General features: G+C 69.8%; 16 protein-coding genes and 2 pseudogenes. 10 read left to right on the plus strand and 8 right to left on the minus strand.

What is annotated here, in order from left to right:
* Nucleotides 1-287: 287 nt before the first annotated feature.
* Genes QQM67_RS01800 through QQM67_RS01810 form a run of 3 tightly spaced genes read left to right on the plus strand, consistent with a single transcriptional unit; the run spans nt 288 to nt 3,683 of the window.
* Nucleotides 288-2,351: a hypothetical protein gene (locus QQM67_RS01800; RefSeq protein ID WP_314171720.1), complete on the plus strand. Its 2,064-nt coding sequence runs from the start codon at nt 288-290 to the stop codon at nt 2,349-2,351.
* The gene (locus tag QQM67_RS01805) at nt 2,348-2,842 is read left to right on the plus strand and encodes a hypothetical protein (protein ID WP_314171721.1); all 495 of its coding nucleotides are present in this window, start codon (nt 2,348-2,350) and stop codon (nt 2,840-2,842) included. The genes QQM67_RS01800 and QQM67_RS01805 overlap by 4 nt, the downstream gene beginning before the upstream one ends.
* A 22-nt stretch (nt 2,843-2,864) precedes the next feature.
* Nucleotides 2,865-3,683, plus strand: coding sequence for a hypothetical protein (locus QQM67_RS01810; RefSeq protein ID WP_314171722.1), 819 nt, complete (start codon nt 2,865-2,867; stop codon nt 3,681-3,683).
* A gap of 37 nt (nt 3,684-3,720) precedes the next feature.
* Here the strand turns inward: QQM67_RS01810 and QQM67_RS01815 are convergent, their stop codons facing one another.
* Nucleotides 3,721-3,948 (minus strand): Uma2 family endonuclease, encoded by a 228-nt coding sequence (locus QQM67_RS01815; RefSeq protein WP_314171723.1) that lies wholly within the window; start codon nt 3,946-3,948, stop codon nt 3,721-3,723.
* Between the two features lie 353 nt (nt 3,949-4,301).
* Between QQM67_RS01815 and QQM67_RS01820 the strand changes: the two genes are divergently transcribed.
* From QQM67_RS01820 to QQM67_RS01840, 5 genes and pseudogenes are all read left to right on the plus strand, one after another.
* Nucleotides 4,302-5,804 carry an aldehyde dehydrogenase family protein gene (locus QQM67_RS01820; RefSeq protein WP_314171724.1) on the plus strand — a complete coding sequence of 501 codons (1,503 nt, stop codon included), beginning with the start codon at nt 4,302-4,304 and terminating at the stop codon, nt 5,802-5,804.
* 72 nt (nt 5,805-5,876) lie between these two features.
* A pseudogene (locus QQM67_RS01825) lies at nt 5,877-7,451 on the plus strand (GMC family oxidoreductase); the annotation flags it as partial.
* Between the two features lie 98 nt (nt 7,452-7,549).
* Nucleotides 7,550-8,659, plus strand: coding sequence for a quaternary amine ABC transporter ATP-binding protein (locus QQM67_RS01830; RefSeq protein ID WP_314171725.1), 1,110 nt, complete (start codon nt 7,550-7,552; stop codon nt 8,657-8,659).
* Between the two features lie 70 nt (nt 8,660-8,729).
* Nucleotides 8,730-10,769, plus strand: coding sequence for an ABC transporter permease (locus tag QQM67_RS01835; RefSeq protein WP_314171726.1), 2,040 nt, complete (start codon nt 8,730-8,732; stop codon nt 10,767-10,769).
* A gap of 70 nt (nt 10,770-10,839) precedes the next feature.
* On the plus strand, nt 10,840-11,805 hold the full coding sequence (locus tag QQM67_RS01840) for an ABC transporter substrate-binding protein (RefSeq protein WP_314171727.1): 966 nt from the start codon (nt 10,840-10,842) through the stop codon (nt 11,803-11,805).
* Nucleotides 11,806-12,409: 604 nt separating this feature from the next.
* Here QQM67_RS01840 and QQM67_RS01845 read toward each other — a convergent pair.
* The 3 genes from QQM67_RS01845 to QQM67_RS01855 form a co-directional block, all read right to left on the minus strand.
* The gene (locus tag QQM67_RS01845) at nt 12,410-12,637 is read right to left on the minus strand and encodes a hypothetical protein (protein ID WP_314171728.1); all 228 of its coding nucleotides are present in this window, start codon (nt 12,635-12,637) and stop codon (nt 12,410-12,412) included.
* Between the two features lie 836 nt (nt 12,638-13,473).
* The gene (locus QQM67_RS01850; RefSeq protein WP_314171729.1) at nt 13,474-14,865 is read right to left on the minus strand and encodes a metallophosphoesterase; all 1,392 of its coding nucleotides are present in this window, start codon (nt 14,863-14,865) and stop codon (nt 13,474-13,476) included.
* 12 nt (nt 14,866-14,877) lie between these two features.
* A complete protein-coding gene (locus QQM67_RS01855) occupies nt 14,878-15,165 on the minus strand; it encodes an SCO4848 family membrane protein (RefSeq protein ID WP_314171730.1) in 288 nt (95 codons plus the stop codon).
* Nucleotides 15,166-15,276: 111 nt separating this feature from the next.
* Here QQM67_RS01855 and QQM67_RS01860 point away from each other — a divergent pair, with 111 nt between their 5' ends.
* The gene (locus QQM67_RS01860; RefSeq protein ID WP_314171731.1) at nt 15,277-16,737 is read left to right on the plus strand and encodes a D-alanyl-D-alanine carboxypeptidase family protein; all 1,461 of its coding nucleotides are present in this window, start codon (nt 15,277-15,279) and stop codon (nt 16,735-16,737) included.
* A gap of 124 nt (nt 16,738-16,861) precedes the next feature.
* Here QQM67_RS01860 and QQM67_RS01865 read toward each other — a convergent pair.
* The 3 genes and pseudogenes from QQM67_RS01865 to trpS all read right to left on the minus strand — a co-directional run.
* A pseudogene (locus QQM67_RS01865) lies at nt 16,862-17,686 on the minus strand (YihY/virulence factor BrkB family protein); the annotation flags it as partial.
* A 65-nt stretch (nt 17,687-17,751) separates the two neighbouring features.
* Nucleotides 17,752-18,375, minus strand: coding sequence for a 2'-5' RNA ligase family protein (locus QQM67_RS01870; protein WP_314171732.1), 624 nt, complete (start codon nt 18,373-18,375; stop codon nt 17,752-17,754).
* Between the two features lie 113 nt (nt 18,376-18,488).
* Nucleotides 18,489-19,502 (minus strand): tryptophan--tRNA ligase, encoded by a 1,014-nt coding sequence (gene trpS / locus QQM67_RS01875; protein ID WP_314171733.1) that lies wholly within the window; start codon nt 19,500-19,502, stop codon nt 18,489-18,491.
* Nucleotides 19,503-19,857: 355 nt separating this feature from the next.
* On the opposite strand from trpS, the gene rocD reads away from it, so the two are divergent.
* The gene (gene rocD / locus QQM67_RS01880) at nt 19,858-21,063 is read left to right on the plus strand and encodes an ornithine--oxo-acid transaminase (RefSeq protein WP_314171734.1); all 1,206 of its coding nucleotides are present in this window, start codon (nt 19,858-19,860) and stop codon (nt 21,061-21,063) included.
* A gap of 59 nt (nt 21,064-21,122) precedes the next feature.
* Here the strand turns inward: rocD and QQM67_RS01885 are convergent, their stop codons facing one another.
* A complete protein-coding gene (locus tag QQM67_RS01885; protein ID WP_314171735.1) occupies nt 21,123-22,427 on the minus strand; it encodes an acyl-CoA thioesterase/bile acid-CoA:amino acid N-acyltransferase family protein in 1,305 nt (434 codons plus the stop codon).
* Between the last annotated feature and the right edge of the window lie 80 nt (nt 22,428-22,507).

Here is a 22,507-nt window from a genome sequence, read left to right on the forward strand (position 1 = left end):
GCTTCCGCGGCGCCCGCCGAGTGCGCCGGCTCCGTAGACAGGCCGCGTGAGGCGACCGCCGCCGCCGTCTCGCCGGACAGCGGACGTCGGGTGACGGCTCCGCAACGCACCGTCTCCCAGGGGCAGTTCGCGCATTCCGCGCACTCGGGGCGGTAACTCCGCGGCGTTCCCGAAGCGTTATCCACAGGGGATTTCCCGTCGTGGTCGGGGTGATGTCCCCTCGGGTATGTTCAGGGCCGATCCCTGAAAGGACCTTGGGGAAGTCGGGGCTAGTCATGGGTTACTCAATGCGCACACATGCTCACAGTGAGGCGACGCGTCTGCTGTGCGCCGGTGCGCGGTTGAACGCCGGTTTCCGTCAGCGCGTCATCGACGAGCTGGTGGGTCACGCCGAGCGCCCCGTCCCGCCTTCGCTGGGTGTGGACGTGCGTCCGGTGCTCGCCCACGCCCTCCGGGCGCGGCGGCAGGAAGTGCAGACGGCCGTCGCGCTGCTGGCCGTGTGGGTCGGCTTCGTCGTCGTCTCCGTCCTTCTGACGTGGGACGCCCTGGACGACCGTTTCGGCGGCAACTTCGACCTCTCCGTCGACGAACTCCTCTCCCTGGCCGTCTTCCTGGGCGGCGACCGGCTCACGTCCATGGCGGACCAGCCCACCGCCTGGGTGCTCTTCTACGCCGGTGTCGTCCTCGCGCTGTGGGCGGGCCGCGCCATCTCCGGCCGCGAGACGCTGCTCTACGCGGGCACGAGGACGCCGCGCAGGTCGCTGCGCTCCGCGATACGGCGCAGGCTGGGCCTGGCCGTCACGTACGCCGCCCGCGCGCTCGCCGTCGTGTACTGGATCGCCGCTGTGGCGGGCGTCCGCGACAACCCCTATCCGGTGATCTTTCCGCTGCTGATGGTCGCCGTCGTCTGGCTGCACCGGATCAGGGTGACCGCCGTGCTGCGCGAGCGCCTCAGCCGCGAGAACTTCGGCACGGCGGAGCAGCCGGAGCTCCCGCACTCGGAGCGCTACCGGCGCATCGGCGAAGCGATCGACGCCGAACAGCACGCTCAGGCGACGCTGTACGACGCGAACCGTCCGTTCGTCGGAGCCGGCGTCCCGCACAAACCGTGGTCCTTCGCGCTGGAGTTGCGCCGCAGGAAGGAGACGCCGCACGCGGAAGCGCCGTCGAACGGCGTGCCGTCGCAGGCCGTGCACGGCGCGGTGGCGGCGGCCCAAGCCCCGGTGCACCACGTGGAGTTGCCGTACACCGAGGCGCCCCCCGCGGGGATGCCGCCCGTCGAGATGCCGCACCCGGGCACGCAGCACCCCGGAATGCAGCCGGACGAGGAGATGCCGCCGGTGCCGATGCCGGCGGGGCAGATCAACCCCGTCCAGCCCCCGCACCCGGGAGGCCTGCCCTCCGCGCAGTTGCCCGAGGGCTTCACGCCACAGGATCCGGCAGAGGCGGAGCTCCAGGCGCAGGCAGCGCAGGCGGCACACGAACAGGCCGCCTACGCGCATGCCGCACAGGCGGCGCAGGCGCATGCGGAACCGCACCTGCCGCCGTCGAACCATCTCTCCAGCCGCCACGTCCTCGACATGATCACGCCGCGGCTCGTCGCCCTGCGCGAGTCGACGGCGCGCACCAGCCGCGACAGCCTGCGCGGCCTGGAGATCGAGGAGTTCGTCTATCTGCCCTCGGGAGTGCGCCGCGACAGCGGTGTCTACGAGCCGGAGACCGTGCAGCAGCATCTCGCGGAGGCGGCCGACGACGGCGGGGAGGCGCGCCGGCACTTCCTCCGCGTCCGCGTCGGCTCCTGGCACGAGCAGGTGGTCGTCTCGCTGCTCGTCCGCGTGCACACGCAGGGCGGGATGCTGGTCCTGGAGGTCGTGCCGCACGTTCTGGGGCCCGTCGCCCAGGAGTTCAGGGAGATAGACGCGATCATCGAGCGCCACGCGTCCGGGCCGCTGCGCGAAGGGGTGCTCGCGTTCCTCACGGCGCCCGCGGCGACGGCCGCCGCCGGGATCGCCGCCGCGCGCACCATGCTCTCCGTCTTCCGCGTCTGGCTCAGCTCTCCCGAGTCGGCGGCGCCGGACGCCCCGCTCGTCTCCGTACGGGAGTTGGCGAGCACGAGCGAACTGTCGCTGTTCCAGGAGATGGACGTCAGCCGGTACATCAAGACCGTCCAGGACAGGATCGCCAGCGGCGTGCGGGACGCGCTGGAGCAGCGCGGCTTCCATACGGACCGCTTCGAGCAGCAGATCGTGAACGTACGCGACGGCGGCGTCTACATCGAGGACATGAGCGGCGGGGCCGTGGCCACCGGCGAGCGGGGCACGGCGCAGCATGTGGAGAGGAGCCCGGCGTGATGCGCTCCGGCGAGGAGTTCTCCCGTGAGAACGCCTCCGGCGAGGGCCTCTCCGGCGAGGCGGCAGCGGACCAGAGGCAGGACCAGAGTCCGAACCCGGCGTGGGATTCAGACCGTTCGCGCGCGGGCGGCTGTGGCGGTGCCGTGCACGTCGGCACCATGTCGGGCGGCGCGATCGCCACCGGCGCCCAGGGCCGGGCCGTCTCCTACGGCAGCGCCGCGCCGCCGGCACAGACGGACGAGGCGACGCTCGCGCTCCTGGACGCGGTGCGGGCGCTGCGCGCGGACATCCGCGTCCTCGCCGCCACCGACGAGACCGCCGCCGTCCAGGGCGAACTGGGCGAGATCGAGGGCGAGATCACGCGCACGGGCCACGCCGGGCCCGGCCGCGTCGCCCGGCTCCGCGACCGGCTGGAGACGGGCGCGAGCGCCGTCGGCCTGCTCGCGTCGGCGACCGCGGTCGTGCAGGCCGCCGCGCAGGTGCTGGGGTGAGACACGTGAGAGGTGAGGGCCGGTGATCCGCTTCGACCCCGACCAGCAGCGCTGGGTGGACAACGATGCCGACAGCGCGCGCGGGCAGCGGCACACGGAGTCCGCGCGGCAGCAACGGCACGTGGCCAAGGGCGGGTTGGCGCTGCTGGCCGTGTGCGGGCTCGCCTTCGGCACCTGGGCGCTCGGCTGGAAGGACGAACCGGGGCAGGCCGCCGGCCAGCCGTCGGTGGTCGTTCCCGACCCGGCGGCGACGTCGAGGCCCGACAAGAGCGAACGCTCCGGCCTCGGCGAGGAGCCGTCCGACTCCACGGACCCGGCCGGGGCCGCCGCCGCCGACCCCCCGAAGGGGTACGAGATAGCGGAGGACCCCGAGGGCTTCAGCCTCGCCGTCCCCGAGGGCTGGGAGCGCCGCGCGGAGGACAGGGACGGCGCCCAGGCCGTCTTCTACGAGAACTCCGACCGTTCCAAGCAGCTCCAGGTCTTCTACGTGGAGGACTCGGACCCTTACGAGTCGCTGAAGCTCGCGGAGGCGAACTCCGAGAAGAACGAGAGCTACCAGCGCGAGTCCCTCGACCGCCTCGACGGCGGAGACGGTCCGGCGGCCCGTCTCGAGTACACGTACATCTCCGACGAGCACGGCGCGAAGCGCCACGTCATCGACCACCGCTTCGAGGCCGAGGACGGCGAGCTGTACGCGCTGATCGCCTACGGCCCGGACGAGGACGGAGCCTCGGCGGACGAAAAGGAACTGCTGGACACGGCCCTGACCTTCTTCTGCCCGACGGGCGTGGACTGCGGGGCGAGGAACGGGCAGGGGGACGGGGACGACGGAATCGGTTAGAAGCGGCCCATCATCCCGGCGGGGCCGCGGCCGCGGCTCACTCCCCGGGAAATTCCGCCGTCTCCAGTTTCAGCCCGACGACCGTCCCGGTCATGTCGAGAGTCCTGCCGAATGCGACCGTCAGCCTGCTCTCGTATTCGCCCTTCTCGGGCTGAGTGAAGAGGTGGCACTCGCCCGCGTAGGGGTCGGCGATCACATACGCAGGCACCGCGGCCGTGGCGTAGGCCTTGACCCTGTGCTCCTCCGCGCTGCCGCGTCGGTCCACGCCTGCAGCCGCATCGTCCAACGATACGAACGCAAACCCGGACACGTCCTTGATCGCTTCGATCCTCCGCGTCAAGACCTCTCCGCCCGTAGGGCGACAGAACCGGCCAAGTCGGCGCTCAGAAATTGCCGGAAACGCTCACATGTGACGCCAACCAGGGCCTTCTCCTTCCTCCGGCGCACTTCGGCCCGTGAGGAAACCCACTTATCTGCCCCGGACGGACATGCAAACGCCGAGACGGGGCAGGGTTCGCTCTTGTCATGTGACCAGCGCATGGCCTTATTTCACCGTGATCGCGATGTGATTTCTTCGTGACACGATGCGTCAATACAGCTCGGAAGGCAGTTCAGAAGGTGTCCGAAATCGAAAGCATCTACATCGACGGCGACTGGCGCGCTGCGCAGGCCGGCGGGACGCGGGAGATCCTCGACCCCGCTGACGCCACCACGCTCGCCGTCGTCGCTGAGGGCGGCGCCCCGGACGCCGACGCCGCCGTCACCGCCGCCCGTCGCGCCTTCGACGAGGGCGAGTGGCCCCGTACACCTGTCGCCGAGCGCGCCGCGCTCCTGCGCAGGGTCGCGGACCTGCTTCAGCGCGACCGCGAGGAGATAGGCCTCATCGAGTCGCGGGACGCGGGCAAGACATGGGAGGAGGGCCGGGTGGACGTCGACGACGTCACCGCCGCCTTCCGCTACTTCGCCGACCTCGTCGCCGGGGAGTCCGGCGGCCGGGTCGTGGACGCGGGCGACCCGGACGTGCACAGCGTCGTCGTGCACGAGCCCGTGGGCGTCTGCGCGATGATCACGCCGTGGAACTACCCGCTCCTCCAGGCGAGTTGGAAGATCGCCCCGGCGCTGGCGGCGGGTAACACCTTCGTGATCAAGCCCAGCGAGATCACTCCCATGACCACGCTCCACCTGATCAAGCTGCTCGCCGAGGCCGGCCTCCCCGCCGGCGTCGCGAACCTGGTGACCGGTGCCGGCGACCCCGTGGGCGCGCGCCTGTCCGAGCACCCCGGCGTGGATCTGGTCTCCTTCACCGGCGGCCTGGTCTCCGGTACGAAGGTCGCCCAGGCCGCCGCCCCCGGCGTGAAGAAGGTCGCCCTGGAGCTGGGCGGCAAGAACCCCAACGTCGTCTTCGCCGACGCCTGCGCCACCGAGGAGGGCTTCGACACGGCCGTCGACCAGGCCCTCAACGCCGCCTTCATCCACAGCGGCCAGGTCTGCTCCGCCGGCGCCCGCCTCATCGTCGAGGAGTCCGTGCGTGAGCGCTTCGTCGCCGAGGTGGCCGCCCGCGCCCAGCGCATCCGGCTCGGCCGCGGCACCGAGGACGGCGTCGAGTGCGGGCCGCTGGTCTCCGCGCAGCAGCTGGCCAAGACCGAGGCGTACGTCGCGTCCGCGCTGGCTGAGGGCGCGGTGCTGCGCAGCGGCGGGGAGCGTCCCGAGCCCTCCGACGTGCGGCCCGCCGACGGCTACTTCTACTCGCCGACAGTCCTCGACAACTGTCTCCGGCGCATGAAGGTGATCCGGGAGGAGACCTTCGGGCCCATCCTCACCGTCGAAACCTTCCGGACCGAGGACGAAGCGGTGTCTCTGGCGAACGACACCGAGTACGGTCTCGCCGGCGGGGTCTTCTCCGCGGACACGGCCCGCGCCCGCCGCGTCGCGGCGCGTCTGCGGCACGGCACCGTGTGGATCAACGACTTCCACCCCTATCTGCCACAGGCCGAGTGGGGTGGTTTCGGCAAGTCGGGAGTGGGCCGTGAGCTGGGTCCGCACGGGCTGGCCGAGTACCGCGAGACCAAGCACGTGTACGAGAACCTGCGTCCCGCACCGGTCCGCTGGTTCTCTGGCTGACGGAGGAAGCGCATCATGCCCTCGTCGCCTTCTTCGCGCGAACACGTGAACCCCAAGGAGCACACCACGGAAATGTCCAGCCATGACATATCCACCTACGACTACGTCATAGTCGGCGGCGGTACGGCAGGGTCGGTGATCGCCTCACGGCTCACCGAGGACCCGGACGTCACCGTCGCCCTCATCGAGGGCGGCCCCTCGGACATCGACCGCCCCGAGGTCCTCACCCTGCGCCGCTGGCTCGGTCTGCTCGGCGGTGAGCTCGACTACGACTACCCCACGACCGAACAGCCCCGTGGCAACTCCCACATCCGGCACAGCCGCGCGAAGGTGCTCGGCGGCTGCTCGTCGCACAACACACTGATCTCGTTCAAGCCGCTGCCGTCCGACTGGGACGAGTGGGAGGCGGCCGGCGCCGAGGGCTGGGGCGCCGCCGCGATGGACCCGTACTTCGGCAGGCTGCGGAACAACATCGTGCCGGTCGGCGAGCAGGACCGTAACGCCATCGCGCGCGACTTCATCGCCGCGGCCAAGGACGCCCTCGGCGTCCCCGAGATCGACGGCTTCAACGAGCAGCCGTTCCACGAGGGCGTCGGCTTCTTCGACCTCTCCTACCACCCGGAGACGAACAAGCGCTCCTCTGCTTCCGTCGCCTACCTCCACCCGCACATCGAGGCAGGCGACCGCCCGAACCTCGACATCCTGCTGGAGACCTGGGCCTACCGCCTCCAGCTGGAGGACGACAGGGCGACCGGCGTTCACGTGCGCGGCAAGGACGGCGCCGAGCGGCTGATCGCCGCGGACCACGAAGTGCTGGTCTGCGCGGGCGCCGTGGACACCCCGAGGCTGCTGATGCACTCCGGCATCGGCCCGGGGGAGGACCTGGAGGCGCTGGGACTGCCCGTCGCACACGACCTGCCGGGCGTCGGCGAGAACCTGCTCGACCACCCCGAGTCGGTGATCGTCTGGGAGACGGACGGGCCCATCCCCGACAACTCCGCGATGGACTCCGACGCCGGGCTCTTCCTGCGGCGCGACCCGGAGTCGGCCGGGCCCGACCTGATGTTCCACTTCTACCAGATCCCCTTCACCGACAATCCGGAGCGGCTGGGCTACGAACGGCCCCCGCACGGCGTGTCGTTGACGCCCAACATCCCCAAGCCCCGCAGCCGCGGGCGCCTTTACCTCACCTCGTCCGACCCGTCCGTCAAACCGGCCCTGGACTTCCGGTACTTCACGGACGATGAGGACTACGACGGCCGCACCCTCGTCGACGGCGTCAAGGCCGCCCGGCAGGTCGCGCGCACCGAGCCCTTCGCCCGCTGGCTCAAGCGCGAGGTCTGCCCCGGGCCCGACATCACGTCCGACGAGGACATCAGCGAGTACGCGCGCAAGGTCGCGCACACCGTCTACCACCCGGCCGGGACCTGCCGGATGGGCGGCGCGGACGACGCCCTCGCCGTCGTCGACCCCCAGTTGCGGATCCGCGGCCTGGAGGGCATCCGCATCGCGGACGCCTCCGTCTTCCCGACGATGCCCTCGGTGAACCCGATGATCGGCGTGCTGATGGTCGGAGAGAAGGCCGCCGACCTCGTCCGGCCCGGCCGGTCCGCTGCGACCACGGCCGCCGCCGCGTCCCCGTCGACCAACTCGACCAACTCGACCAGCTCGACCAAGAGCAAGACCACTGCGACCCCTACGACAACGACGACCACGACGACTACGGCACCGGGAGGTGTTGCGTGATGTCCGAGACCCACGAGTCCGCCCCGGTCAACCCGGTGTTCTCCGTACGCAATCTGTGGAAGGTCTTCGGCCCCAAGGCGCATCGGGTGCCCGGCGACGAGGAACTCGCCGGGCTCTCCGCCGCCGAACTGACCCAGCGCACCGGCTGCACCGCCGCCGTGCGCGACGTCTCGTTCGACGTACAGAAGGGCGAGGTCTTCGTCGTCATGGGCCTCTCGGGCTCCGGCAAGTCCACGCTCGTACGCTGCCTCACCCGCCTCATCGAACCGACCGCCGGCGTGCTGGAGATGGACGGTGAGGACGTACGCGCCATGGACAAGCACCGGCTGCGCGAGCTGCGCCGCCACCGCACCGCCATGGTCTTCCAGAACTTCGGCCTGCTGCCGCACCGCACGGTGACCGACAACGTCGCCTACGGCCTGGAGATCCAGGGGATGTCCAAGCAGGAGCGCCGCGCCAAGGGCCTGGAGATGGTGGAGAAGGTCGGGCTCCAGGGCCTCGGCGACCGCCGTCCCGTACAGCTCTCCGGCGGTCAGCAGCAGCGCGTCGGGCTGGCGCGCGCACTCGCCGTCGACCCCGAAGTCCTGCTGTTCGACGAGCCGTTCAGCGCCCTCGACCCGCTGATCCGCCGGGACATGCAGGAGGAGGTCATCCGCCTGCACCGCGAGGAGGGCCGGACGATGATCTTCATCACGCACGACCTGTCCGAGGCGCTGCGGCTGGGCGACCGGATTCTGCTGATGCGGGACGGCGAGATCGTGCAGCTCGGCACTCCCGAGGAGATCGTCGCCAACCCCGCCGACGACTACGTCCGCGACTTCGTCCGCGACGTCCCCCGCGAGCAGGTCATATCTGTGCGGCTCGCGATGCGCCCCGCCGAGAAGGCGGAGGCGGACAGCGGCGCCGAACTCTCCCCGGACACGCTGGTCTCCGACGCGATAGAGGCCGTCGCCCGCAGCGGCGAGAACCTCCGCGTCGTCGACGACGGGCGGACCATAGGCGTCATCGACCACGCCTGCCTGCTCAACGTCGTCGCCGGCATCGACGGCGAGAACGGCGAGAACGGCGAGGGCGACGCGGGCAAGGACAAGGAGGTGGCCGCCGTATGAGCATCCGCTTCGCAGCGCCCGCCGCACGGCGGTGCCGCTTCGGGGACGAGACCGGGACGGTGAGGCCGGCATGAGCACCCCCACCATCTCCGAGCAGGACGAGAAGGCGCCCGGTCCGCCGCCGCAGCAGCTGAACGGGCGGCCCGAGGAGCAGCAGGCCCCGGGCGGACTCGCGGTGCTCGCGCGCGACCCCAAGGTGCTGGCGCTCGCCTTCGCCGTCCTCGTCGTCATCGTCAGCGCCGCGGTCTCCGGCTCCGGCGTCTGGCCCTCGGGCTGGGTCGTCGACATCAAGACGCCGCTGAACGACCTGGACGACTGGCTCGTCGACAACCGCGATACACACTGGATCTTCCTCTACTTCCTGCTGCACATCAGCAACTTCGCCCAGGGGTCGTACGACGCGTTGCTCAGCCTTTTCGATTCGATGGGCTACGTCGGTGTCACGGTTGTGGGGACGCTGATCGCATGGTCGGCCGGCGGCGCGGATCTGTCCCGCCGTGCACTGCGCACAGGTGCGACCGGTCTCGCCGTCTTCGCTGTCTGCGGCGTGCTGCGCATGTGGGAGTCGACGATGGAGACGCTCTCACTGATGGTGGTCGCCGTCATCCTCTCCACCATGGTCGGGTTCCTGTTGGGAGTGGCCGCCGGCCTTTCTGACCGGTTCGAGAAGATGCTGCGCCCTGTCTTCGACACGATGCAGGTCTTGCCGGCGTTTGCGTACTTGCTGCCGTTGCTGCTGCTGTTCGATGTCGGTGTTCCCTCCGCGCTCATAGCGACGGTGATTTACGCGGCTCCGCCGATGGCCCGGCTGACCTCGCTTGGCCTGCGTCAGGCCGATCCGGCCGCGATGGAGGCCTCCGCCTCGTTGGGCGCCAGCGCCAACCAGCAGTTCCGCACCGCCCGGTTGCCGCTGGCACGTAGGCAGATGATGTTGGGGCTCAATCAGACGATCATGATGTGTCTGTCCATGGTTGTGCTGGCCTCCCTCATCGGCTCGGATGGATTGGGTGCCGATGTCTACAAGGCGCTCGGCAGCCTCGACGTCGGCACTGCGCTCACCGCTGGCTCTGCGGTCGTCCTGATCGCCGTGCTGCTGGACCGTACGACGGCTGCGGCGGGCGAGCGACTGGACGCCACCGTGACGGTCGGCGCGACCCGGCTGATGAGGCGGGTGCGGATGGCGGTGTGGGGGCTGATTGTCGTCCTGATCGGCGTCTTCTCCGCGATCGGCTCCTCACTCGGCGAGCGTGAGTGGCCGGACGCCTGGACAGTGGACGTCACTCGTCCCCTGCAGGACGCCGTCGACTGGCTCACCGCCACGATCGGCCACGGCGTCCCGCTACTGGGCGGAACGGAGGTCTGGGCGAAGGGCTTCACGGTCTACGTGCTCAATCCGCTCCGCTCCGGCCTGGAGACCACCCCGTGGTGGGCGCTGGTGCTGCTGGTCGCCGTCGTCGGCTGGATCGTCGGGACCTGGCGGGCCGCGATGACCGCGGTCATCTGCCTGGGCCTGGTCGGCGTGATGGACCTTTGGGAGCTGTCGATGGACACGTTCTCGCAGGTGATCGCCGGTCTGGTGGTGACCGTGGCCATCGGCGTCGTGCTCGGCATCCTCACCGCGCGGATCGAGCGGGTGGAGCGGATGCTGCGCCCCGTGCTCGACACGATGCAGACGATGCCGCAGTTCGTGTACTTGATCCCGGTCATCGCCCTCGTCGGCCTCAGCCGCAGCGCGGGCATCATCGCGGCCGTCATCTACGCGTGCCCCGCCGTGATCCGCATCACGGCACAGGGCCTGCGCTACGTCGACCCGGCTGCGATGGAAGCGTCGCGCTCGCTCGGTGCGACCAGCAGGCAGCAACTCCTCGGCGTGCAGCTGCCGTTGGCCCGCAAGTCGCTGCTGGTCGGCATCAATCAGGGCGTCGTGCTGGTGCTGTCGATGGTCGTCATCGCGGGCCTCATCGGCGGCGGCGCGCTCGGCTACAACGTCGTGCAGGGCCTGTCCAAGGGCAACCTCTCTCAAGGGCTGCCCGCCGGCATCGCCATCGTCTGCCTGGGCATCATGCTCGACCGGATCTCCCAGCCGGCCGGAGAGCGCCCCCGTGAGTAGGCGCCCACAGAACGCCACCCCCACCCCTGACGGAACTCCCTACCCCGAGAAGAGAAAACAGGTCGCAACCATGCAGAACAAGCAGATACGCAACACGGTCATCGCCGGAATCGGCATCCTCGGCGCGCTCACCCTCACCGCCGGGTGCGGCAAGGCCGACACGAGCGGCGGGGGAGGCAGCGGCGACAAAGTCGTCCTCGCCGAACCGTCCTGGGTCGGCGCGCAGGCGAACGCCGCCGTCGTGAAGAAGCTCCTCGAGGACGAGCTCGACGTCAAGGTCGAGGCCAAGCAGATGGACGAGCCCGTCGCCTTCGACGCGCTCGACAGCGGCAAGGCCAGCGCCATCCTCGAGGACTGGCACGGCGTACCGAAGAAGCAGAAGAAGTACGTCGACGAGAAGAAGACGGTGGTCTCCGGCGGCGACCTCGGTGTCGTCGGGCACATCGGCTGGTTCGTGCCGAAGTACTACGCGGACAAGCACCCGGACATCAAGAACTGGAAGAACCTCAACAAGTACGCCAAGGACTTCCGTACGTCCGAGAGTGGCGACAAGGGCCACTTCATCGGTGCCGCCCCGTCGTACTCGCAGCACGACAAGGAACTGATCAAGAACCTCAAGCTCGACTACAAGCACATCCCCAGCGGTGCCGAGGCGGCACAGCTGAAGGAGATCCAGCGGCTGTACGACGCCAAGAAGCCGTTCCTCACCTACTGGTGGGAGCCGCAGTGGATGAACAACAAGATCGACATGACCGAGATCCAGCTGCCGAAGTACACGCCGGGCTGTGAGACCCCGCCGTCGAAGGCGAAGTGCGGCTACGAGACCAACCAGCTGGAGAAGTTCCTCAACGCGGACTTCGCGAAGGAGAACAGCGACGCAGCCAAGTTCATCAAGAACTTCCGGTGGACCACCAAGGACCAGAACACGGTCGCGGGTGACATCGCTGGCAAGAAGATGAAGCCGGAGGACGCCGCCGAGAAGTGGATCAAGGCGAACAAGTCCACGTGGCAGAAGTGGATCCCGAAGAAGAAGTAATGCTCGTGTGCGAGTAGCAATGCATCATTGACGAATGGGTTCGGGACACCGCGAGTTCCCGAACCCATTCGTCGTGCATCGACGCCAGGCCAGCCGGAACGGCCCACCGAGCACACTCGGAGGGTCGTTTTAGCGAAACTCTATCCGCCCACTGGAGCTGTCTGCTCGGGGCCAGAGGCGCCAGACTGAGGCGAACCGTTGGGCTTTATTGCGGCGACAGAGAACCCGACTGTTGCGCTTTCAGGCCAGTTGTAGTTGCAGACCTTCCAGTGGCCCTTCCCCTTGTGGCTTTTGCAGTCTTTGGGGTTTCCCCATTGGCCACGGACGAATGCCCTTACGTAGTTCCCATCCTTCTTCTTGTCCAGGAGCCATATCTTGTCTCCCTTGGCCTGGAAGCATGCCTTGCCTCCCTTGCCGATGGAACATGGCGAATACGGAGGGGGGCCCGCCGCATATGCGGGCGTAGCAAAGGCCATACCGCCCACAACGGCGAGCGAAGCCGCCGAAATCACAGCTGAGCTAACGGACTTGCGGAACATGCGACTGCTCACTCTCTCGCTGAGATCGTACGATCGATCACGTGCAAGGCTCATCGGCCGGGCTCTTAAGCCTTCGCGTACTGAGTACCACCCATGTAGTAGGGATTCTTCGGCGACCCCTTCTTCGCGACTCCCGATTTGAACGAGAGGCTCTTTCCCTCCTTCATGTTGTAGTTGCAGATTCCCCACTGCCCTGAACCAAGTTCGTTTGAGCAGGTGTGGTCGGCCCAGCCCTTTCCGATGTAGCCCCAATATCCCACGGCGATACGACCGTCTTTCTTGGTGTCCTTCACCCAGAGCTTGTCGCCCTTCTTCTGGAAGCAGACCAATACGCCAGAGGCGGTTGAACACGGAGATGAAGGTGGGGGGCCAGCTACTGCACGTGATGCGTCTGCGTCTGCGGGTATAGCGACTGCTGTGCTGGCTGTCGCAGCAACCGCAACGCATGCCGCCGCAACGGCGCCGAGCTTTCGGAGCATTCGGAACCACTCATTCCTGGTCGAAGAATTGATTGAAGGATCAAGCACTGGGTGCGTTCAAACCGTCATGCTCCGCCGAGTGTTGGCGGAGCGCCGACGTTATCCTAATGGCTGCAGAATTAGTCGTGCGTAGAATAAGAGGTTCCGCATATCGGCCACATGTCTCCGCCGAATCGGCGTCGGCAGGATCACGATTGCGGGCACCTTTCGAGGCACAGGCATCGAGTCCGACCGGTTCACAGGAGCCCAGGGGAATTTCAACGACCTGTGGTTTTCCAGAAGGACTAGGCCACCGGCGGGAAGGCGCAATGCTTGTCTCCCCGGACGAAACCCTTGCGGGTCCCCGAGGTCGTGGGGCGTCTTGGCGTCACTCCGGGCCGGCCTTCAGGCACTGACCCACTTGTACAAGCAACTGCCGACTGCCTGCCGACCCTGATGGCGACGGCTACTTAGGTCCGACTGACGGAAGTGCCCGTGATCGGCACCCCACAGTCAAGCGGCCTCCAGTCGGGTCTCCCAGCCAGCTGATGGGGGCGTGAAGCAGGGAGCCGACGGGTCCCGGGGCGTTGTTCGCCGCGCGAGGACTCCGAGCCTTCCCCGGGCCTCGGCGATGGGATACGTGCTCGTCATGCACGCAGCATGCACCCAGGTCAGGCCTGCTTCGACGCCAGCCGGACGATCGTCACGTCCGGGTCGGCGCCCACGCGGACCGGCGGGCCCCAGGCGCCCGCGCCGCGCGTGACGTAGAGCTGGGTGTCGCCGTAGCGGTCCAGGCCCGCGACGGTCGGGTTGGCGAGCGCCACGACGAGGTGGAAGGGGAAGAGCTGGCCGCCGTGGGTGTGGCCGGACAGCTGGAGGTCCACGCCGTACTCGACCGACTCGTGGATCTGCACGGGCTGGTGCGCGAGCAGCACCGAAGTGCGCGAGGTGTCGCGGTCGCCGAGAGCCTTCTCGAAGTCCGGGCCCTCGCCGCTGTCCTCGCCGCGCAGGTCGTTGACCCCGGCCAGGTCGAAGTGCGGCAGCTCCAGGCGGGCGTTCTCCAGGGGATGCACGCCGAGTTCGCGTACGTGGTCCACCCACTCGTCGGCGTCCCCGAAGTACTCGTGGTTGCCGGTGACGAAGAACGAGCCGTGCCGCGGCCGCAGCCGGCGCAGCGGTTCCGCCGCCGGACCGAGGTCCGCCACGCTTCCGTCGACGAGGTCGCCCACGATGGCGACCAGATCGGGCTGTGCGCTGTTGATCGTACGGACGATGCGCTCGGTGTGGGAGCGGCCCAGTACCGTCCCGAGATGGATGTCGCTGACGACCGCGATGCGGTAACCGTGGGCGGCGCGCGGCAACTTGGCCAGCGGCACGGTGACGCGCTTGAGCGTGGGCCCGTTCAGCAGGTTGTACGCGCCGGCCCCGACCGTTCCCGCCGCGGCGACGGCGGCACCGGCGGCGACCGTGCGGGCCACGAAGAGGCGCCGGGAGGTGACCGCCGGGGACTGCTCGCGGGGCTCGCCCGGCTCACCGGGCTCCGCGGGCCCGCCGCGCTCACCAGGCTCGTCTCCGGAGCCCTCGCTCGCTTCCGATGCCGCGCCCGCTCCCGCCTCCGACCTCGTCGCCGTGACGGTGGCCGCCGTCCCGCCCGGAACCGCACCGGCGGGTGCCGGCACCGCGTCGGCGGCGGACGTGGCCGCGGGCGCTCCCAGGACCGCGTCCCCTGGTCCTCTCGCCGCCCGCCGCTCGAGGGCCCGCCGCAGCAGCGGCCGTACGGCCTCGCCCACCGCCAGAGCCATGAGCAGATACAGCAGCAGCGCCAGCCACATGTAGCCCGGCCACGCCAGCACGCGCTGGAGCGTGAAGGGCGCGCCGCTGCGCCCCACGGCGACGTTGGCGATCATCACCACGGGCAGTACGAAGGCGAGAACCGTCCCCGTACGGCGCCATGCGCTGCCCGGCGCGGACACGTCACGTACGAGCCGCCGCCACAGATACAGGTGGGCGAACCCCGCCAGCACGAAGACGGTCAGCGCGATGACCACGAAGACCACGGCCATGCCCCCCTCCCCCTACTCTCCGGGTCTGCCCCGCAGAGCTCTCAGCCCCCGGAAACCGATGGCGCCGATCGCGGTGCCGAGCAGGAACGACACGCTCGCGAGCAGCAGATGAACCCAAAAGTAACCGGTCGGGTCGCCGGAGTCGTCGAAGGCCAGCCCGCTGCTGTCCTTCCAGAGGTTCTTGACGAACGTGATCCACACGAACCAGGACCAGATTCCGAAGGCGAGCAGGAACCAGGAGACGCGACGGCTGAGGGAGAGGGGGCGCGGCGAGGACCGCGCGCCCGGAGACTGGCTCATGGGTCAAGTATGGCTATCGGCCCAACGGTGTAGCTCGGGAGGGGCCAACTGCCCGGCGCCACTGGGGAGTGCGATGTCCACAAGTGTTCGAGAGGCATGTAATTTCGCCCTGTGCCGACTTCCTCACTTCGCGCCGTACGCGTGCCCGCGACAGCAGCAGCCGCCCTGGCCCTCGCGTTCCTCGTCCCCCCGTCTCCAAGCGGCACCGCTCACGCCGCGTCCCAGGGCGCACCGCCCGCCGGAGCACCCGTGGGCGCCGTGGCGGACGACGGCAAGAGTCCGAAGCCGCCCGCACGCATGTCGAGCGTCGGCGGCAAGCTGCTCGGCTCTCCGGGTACGCAGATGAAGGCGAAGCCCGGGCAGAAGCCGCCCGAGGTCCCCGGCGACATCACCGCGCGGTCCTGGATCGTCTCCGACGCCGAGTCGGGCGAGGTGCTGGCCTCGCACAACGCCCACTGGAAGCTCCCCCCGGCAAGCACCATGAAGATGCTGTTCGCCGACACCGTGCTGCCGAAGTTCCCGAAGACGAAGACGCACAAGGTCGAGGCGTCCGACCTCGAAGGCATGGGCGAGGGCAGCAGCCTCGTGGGCGTGAAGGAAGGTCAGACGTACAGCGTGCGCGATCTGTGGCGGGGTGTCTTCCTGCGCTCCGGCAACGACGCGGTGCACGTGCTCGCCGCGATGAACGGCGGCAAGCCGAAGACGGTGCGCGAGATGAACCAGCAGGCGGAGAAGCTCCGCGCCGGTGACACCAACGTCGTCAGCCCCGACGGCTACGACAAGAAGGGCCAGGTCTCCTCGGCGTACGACCTGACGCTCTTCGCTCGCTCCGGGATGCAGAAGGCCGACTTCCGCGACTACGCCTCCACCGCCCGCGCCCAGTTCCCCGGCGAGGAGAAGAAGGGCAAGAAGCGGGAGACGTACGAGATCCAGAACACCAACCGCCTGCTCACCGGTGACGTCGGCCTCGACCCCTACCCGGGCATCGCGGGCGTGAAGAACGGCTCGACGACGAACGCGGGCGCCACCTTCACCGGGGTCGCCCAGCACGGCGACCGCGTCCTGCTGGTGACCTGCATGCACCCGGACGACGAGCAGGGCGGGCTGGAGGTCTACAAGGAGACCGCGAAGCTCTTCGACTGGGGCTTCAAGGCCGTAGGGAAGGTCGAGCCGGTGGGCGAACTCGTCGCGCCCAGCGGCGCCGGCGCCTCGGGGAAGTCCGGCGACAGCAAGGACCGGAACAAGGCGGCCGGTCAGGCCTCGGCCGGCAGCGGCGACGACGGCGACGGCTCGGGCGGCGCCGGTGTCGCCCTCGGCATCACCGCGGGCTGCCTGGTGCTGGTGGCTGCGGTGGCCTACGGCGTCCACCGCCGGTGGCCGATTCCGGATCTGGCGCGGCTGCGTCGTCTTCCGTTCGGTCAGGGGTCCGGCGCGGCGGGTCCGGGCGCTCAGACCGGTTCTGGTTCGGGCTCCGGTTCCGGTTCGGGCTCTGGTTCCGCTGACTCCGGTTCTGACTCCGGGTCCGATCCCGCGTCGGGCTCGGACCGCGTGGGTGCGCGCGAGCCGGACTGACGCTCCGTCCGGCCTCCTCTTCTCGTACGGGAGCGGCCCGTTCGGACTCCACCGGTTCGGACGTGCCGCTCCCCAGTGCGTCGATCTCCTCGATCGGCTTGCCGGTGCGTTCCGTCGCCGTCCACGACGTGCAGAAGAGCATCAGCCTCGCCATGAAGCTGATCCACAGCAGCAGCGCGATGGGCGTCCCGAACGCCCCGTACACGCTCTTCGTCGCGACGCCCTGGAGATAGCCGCCCAGCAGCAGCTTCAGCAGCTCGAAGCCGACCGCGCCCATCGTGCACGCGAGGAGCGTCGCGCGGCGCGGCGGGCGCACGCCGGGCAGAACCCTCAGCGCGTACCACAGCAGCGCGAAGTCGGCGGCCAGGGCGGCCCCGTATCCGGCGGCGCTGAGCAGGAACGAGCCGACGCCGTTCTCGCGGACGCCCACCTGACCCGCGGCCCAGCCGGCCACGGAGACCGCGAAGGCGGACCCGGCGAGCGAGACGAGCCCCACGGCGCCCAGTCCCGCGAGGGCCCCGAGGTCCTTCAGCTTCAGCAGGACCGGATTGCCCGGGTCCTCCTCCAGGTCCCACAGCGCGCGCAGGCTCTCCCGGAGCGTGCCGACCCAGTTGACGCCCGTGACGACCAGCAGCAGCCCCGCGACGAGCCCGACGGTGCCGGCGTTGTCGGCGAGCGACCGCAGGTCCAGCTCGCCGGAGATGCCGGGCACCTGGCGGTCGATCGTGTGCTGCACGGTCCGCATCCGCTCGGGCGTGAGCAGCGACGCCCCGACGGCGGCGAAGACCGCGAGCATGGGGAAGAGCGAGATGAAGCTGGTGAAGGTGATGGACGCGGCGTGCCTGGTCCACTTGTGCTCGTCCAGGTGCTGGTAGACCCGCCAGACGCGGGTACGGAAGAACCACGCCGCCACGGGGCCGATCACCGGCAGCTTCGTCAGCCAGTCCATGATCGCCGGTTACCCGCTGCGCGCCCTCTCATCCGGCCGGGAGCGCCGCGCCCGGGGCCGGGCGCTCAGTGCAGCGGAGCGAAGGAGTCCGCGCCGTCCTCGCAGACGGGGAAGGGCTGCGGCACCTGCCGGGGCACGCCGGAGACCGACAACGGTGTCTCCTCGCCCGTGCCGAAGGTGAACTTCCGCTGAAGCCGCCACACCAGGTCGGAGCCCTGCTCGTACAGCGCGAAGCCCGTCGCAGTCCAGGACGCCTCGAAGCCGGCCAGCTCCTCCTGCGCCCGGTCCATCGACTCCTCGGAGATCCCGTGCGCGACGGTCACATGCGGGTGGTACGGGAACGCCAGCTCGCGCGCCACCGGGCCCTCCGGCGCCCGCACCTGCTCCTGGAGCCAGGAGCACGCCGCGGCGCCCTCGACGAGCCGTACGAAGACTACGGGGGAGAGCGGACGGAAGGTGTCCGTGCCCGACAGGCGCAGCCCGAACGCGCGCCCCGCCGCCGCCACCCGCGCCAGGTGCGCCTCGATCCGCGGACGGTCGGCCGGGTCGGCCTCCGTCGGCGGGAGCAGCGTGATGTGGGTGGGGATGCCATGGGCCGCCGGGTCGCCGAAGCTCGCACGACGCTGCTGGAGCAGACTGCCGTGCGGCTCGGGGACGGCGATCGAAACGCCGAGCGTGACGGTCCCCACCTCGTGCTCCTTCCTGCTCGATGGCCGGTCCCCGGCCCGTCTGAGGTTGTGTGGTGTGAGCTGTGTCCGCCTGCCGGTCCGCGGGTCGCTGCCGGGCGGCGGTCCGTCGTCTGTCAGTGCTTGCCGGGCAGCAGGCCCACCTTGTCGTAGGCCTGCGCGAGCGTCTCCGCCGCGACGGCCCGTGCCTTCTCCGCGCCCTCGGCCAGGAGCGCGTCCAGCGTCTCCGGGTCCTCCAGATACTCCCGTGTACGGGTGCGGAACGGCGCGGCCCAGTCGCTCACGATCTCGGCGAGGTCGGTCTTCAGCGCACCGTAACCCTTGCCTTCGTACTTCTGCTCCACTTCCGCGACTGCGGAGTCCGTCAGCGTGGCGAGGATCGTGATCAGGTTGCTGATCCCGGGCTTGTTCTCCGGGTCGAAACGGATCTCGGTGCCCGTGTCCGTCACCGCGCTCTTGATCTTCTTCGCGGAGGCCTTCGGGTCGTCCAGCAGGTCGATGATGCCCTTCGGCGACGACGCCGACTTGCTCATCTTGATCGACGGGTCCTGAAGATCGAAGATCTTGGCCGTCTCGCGCAGGATGTACGGCTCGGGAAGCGTGAAGATCTTGCCGTAGCGGCCGTTGAACCGCTCCGCCAGATTCCGCGTGAGCTCGATGTGCTGCCGCTGGTCCTCTCCGACGGGGACCTGGTTGGCCTGGTAGATCAGGATGTCGGCGACCTGGAGGATCGGGTACGTGAAGAGGCCGACCGACGTGCGGTCCGTGCCGTGCCGCGCCGACTTGTCCTTGAACTGCGTCATGCGGGAGGCCTCGCCGAAGCCCGTCATGCACTCCATCACCCAGCTCAGCTGGGTGTGTTCGGGCACATGGCTCTGCACGAAGAGCGTGCAGCGCTCTGGGTCGAGGCCGGCCGCGAGCAGTTGAGCCGCGGCGAGGCGGGTGTTCTCCGTCAGCTGCCTCGGGTCCTGCGGGAGCGTCAGCGCGTGTAGATCGACCACCATGTAGAAGGCGTCGTGGGTCTCCTGGAGCGCGACCCACTGGCGAACGGCGCCCAGGTAGTTGCCGATGTGGAACGAACCCGACGTGGGCTGGATTCCGGAGAGTACACGCGGACGGTCATTGGCCATGCGCCCATTGTCTCAGGTCTCCCGGGCCGGGCGTGCACAGTTGTCCAGTGACCTGAGGCACCGTGTCGCTCGTGCGCGCCGCCGTCGCGCGGTGCCCGTGTCCTCGTGCGCCGGGGCAGCGCCCCGCTCGCAGCCGAGAGCGCGGGTGGCGCAGGGATCGCTGCGGGGCGTCGGCGCCGCTCCGGGCCGTCACCCGGCCCCCGGCCGTCCCGTGGGAACCCCGCACCGGCAGCAAAGTTTCTTCACCGTACGGCGGGTGGACGATAGAAAGAGGCAGCCCTCCGCGCCGCCACGGGAAGACGTGAGACGCAGCGGGAGGCGCCGCGGGACCACACGAGACGAACGGAGACCCCGGATGTCCACCTCGGAAAGGCTGATCGCCGCCTCCGAAGCGCGCAGCGCCCACAATTACCACCCCCTGCCCGTCGTCGTCGCCTCCGCCGAAGGGGCCTGGGTGACGGACGCCGACGGACGGCGCTATCTCGACATGCTCGCCGGTTACTCGGCGCTCAACTTCGGGCACCGCAACCAGCGGCTCATCGACGCGGCCAAGGCCCAGCTGGACCGGGTGACCCTCACGTCCCGCGCCTTCTACCACGACCGCTTCGGCGACTTCTGCGAGCAGCTCGCGGAGCTGTGCGGCATGGAGATGGTCCTGCCCATGAACACCGGCGCGGAGGCGGTCGAGACGGCCGTCAAGACCGCACGGAAGTGGGGCTACCGGAGCAAGGGCGTGCCCGACGGGCGGGCGAAGATCATCGTCGCGGACAACAACTTCCACGGGCGTACGACGACGATCGTCTCCTTCTCCACCGACGAGGAGGCCCGCGCCGATTTCGGCCCCTACACACCCGGATTCGAGATCGTCCCCTACGGAGACCTCGCCGCCCTGGAGGCCGCCGTCGACGACGACACCGTGGCCGTGCTCATGGAGCCCATCCAGGGCGAGGCGGGCGTGCTGGTGCCGCCGGCCGGCTATCTGCCGGGCGTGCGTGACCTGACGCGCAGCCGGAACGTGCTCATGATCGCGGACGAGATCCAGTCCGGGCTGGGGCGCACCGGCGCGACGTTCGCGTGCGAGCACGAGGGCGTGCACCCCGACATGTACGTACTGGGCAAGGCGCTCGGCGGCGGTGTCGTGCCGGTCTCCGCGGTGGTCTCGTCGCGGGCCGTGCTGGGCGTCTACAAGCCGGGCGAGCACGGGTCGACGTTCGGGGGGAACCCGCTCGCGTGCGCCGTCGCGCTGGAGGTGATCGCGATGCTGCGCACCGGGGAGTACCAGCAGCGCGCGAAGGAGCTCGGCGAGCACCTCCACCACGAGCTGGGCGTGCTGGCGGGCGGCGACGCCGTGCGGGAGGTACGCGGGCGCGGCCTGTGGGCCGGCGTGGACATCGACCCGGCGCACGGGACCGGCAGGCAGCTGTCGGAGAAGCTGATGCAGCGCGGAGTCCTGGTGAAGGACACGCACGGCTCGACGATCCGTATCGCGCCCCCGCTGGTGGTCTCGAAGGAGGACCTCGACTGGGGCCTGGAGCAGCTGGAGGCCGTGCTGAGCAGCTGACGCCGGCGGCTGGGCGGGGGCGTCGGGTTCAGTCCGGCCCCTGCCCGGCCAGGACGCGGCTAGCTCTCCAGCAGCTTGAGCACGCGTGCCCAGCCGTCCTTGCGGGCCGCCTGGTCGGAGCCGGAGGTGCCGGCGACGCCGCCGTCCGCACCGCCTTCCTGGCCCGGCTGCCCGTACGGGAACCAGTTCACGTGGTGGCCCGCCTTCGGGTAGGTGATCTGCCGGTGGCTCGCGCCGGACGCGTTGCGCTGCGAGGCGATCACGCGGGCGGCCTCCGCGGAGCCCCACATCTTGTCGTTGCCGCCCGCGATCGCCAGCACCGTGCCGCGTACGGCGTCCAGCCGGATCGGCCCCGCGGGGATCGGCGTGCCGTTCTCGGCCCAGGCGGCGCGGCCCGAAGCGCCCGCCAGATAGGGGCCGTTGACCCTGGCGGAGGGTGCGTAGGCGATGACGTCGCGGAAGACGGCCGGATGGCGCTGGCCGAGCAGCTGCGCGATCTCGCTGCCGCGCGAATTCCCCATCACCGCGAGGCGCTCGGGGTCGGCGCCCGGCTCGTGTGCCAGTACGCGCGCGGCGCGCAGGAAGTACCTCGTGTCGATCATGTTGATGGCGTCGGGACGTCCCGAGCCCTCGCCGCAGCGGAAGTAGCAGAGCGACAGCGCCGGATGGCCGTGCGCGGCGAGCAACGCGGCAGCGTACTCACCGGAGTTGCCGCCCTCCGAGCCGCCGAAGACGAGGACGGGTGCCCGGCGCCGATCGCCCTTCGGCGGCGTGAACATCTCGCCGTCCACGCGGTGTTCGGCGACCGTGAGCTTGCGGTGCCGGACCCCGCCGGTCAGCCACTCGCGCGTGAGGGTCCGGTCGGCGACCTGCTTGCCCTTCTCGCTCACGGTCAGGCGCAGCCGGTACGAGCGCTTCTGTGCCGGTGCCGGCGGGTGGAAGGAGAAGGCGTCGCCGCTGCCGATCATCTTCACGCTCCGGCCGGCCGTCGGGAGCATCGCGCCGAACAGGCCGCCGCTGTCCGCCTTCGCGTACGGGCGGCCGCCGCGCGGCGCCTGCTCGTCCAGGTCGATGCGGCCGTGAGCGTCGGCGCTGAACTCGCCGCGCGCGCTCCACGGTTGGCCGCGCCGGTCGACGGCGTGCGCCGTGACGCTGACGCGGTCGTGCGCGCCGAGACCGCCGATGCGCACCTTCACATCCTGGTCGGCGAGGGCCACGGGGCGGTCCACGTGGATCGCCGCGCGGTCGCCGTCCGGCTTACGGGCGTCGTCCGAGCCGCCGCCGCTGCCGCCGGAGCAGGCCGCCGTCGCGGCCAGCATCAGCAGTGCGGCGAGGCCCGCGCGTGCTGTCGGTTTGCGTCCCACCCGGGGCACCCTACGCACCTAGGGGCGGATCCACGGAACCGGTCATTCCTGGCGGCTGGAAATCCGCCGGGAAATCGGCG

The organism is Streptomyces winkii (assembly GCF_032248595.1).
In the GTDB taxonomy this organism is placed as follows: domain Bacteria; phylum Actinomycetota; class Actinomycetes; order Streptomycetales; family Streptomycetaceae; genus Streptomyces; species Streptomyces winkii.

Bases quoted from the DNA above. Each gene is read 5' to 3' on its own strand.
- QQM67_RS01835 (WP_314171726.1), top strand. From the start codon at position 8,730: ATGAGCACCCCCACCATCTCCGAGCAGGACGAGAAGGCGCCCGGTCCG.
- rocD (WP_314171734.1), top strand. From the start codon at position 19,858: ATGTCCACCTCGGAAAGGCTGATCGCCGCCTCCGAAGCGCGCAGCGCC.
- QQM67_RS01855 (WP_314171730.1), bottom strand. From the start codon at position 15,165: ATGAGCCAGTCTCCGGGCGCGCGGTCCTCGCCGCGCCCCCTCTCCCTC.
- QQM67_RS01800 (WP_314171720.1), top strand. From the start codon at position 288: ATGCGCACACATGCTCACAGTGAGGCGACGCGTCTGCTGTGCGCCGGT.
- QQM67_RS01840 (WP_314171727.1), top strand. From the start codon at position 10,840: ATGCAGAACAAGCAGATACGCAACACGGTCATCGCCGGAATCGGCATC.
- trpS (WP_314171733.1), bottom strand. From the start codon at position 19,502: ATGGCCAATGACCGTCCGCGTGTACTCTCCGGAATCCAGCCCACGTCG.
- QQM67_RS01830 (WP_314171725.1), top strand. From the start codon at position 7,550: ATGTCCGAGACCCACGAGTCCGCCCCGGTCAACCCGGTGTTCTCCGTA.
- QQM67_RS01850 (WP_314171729.1), bottom strand. From the start codon at position 14,865: ATGGCCGTGGTCTTCGTGGTCATCGCGCTGACCGTCTTCGTGCTGGCG.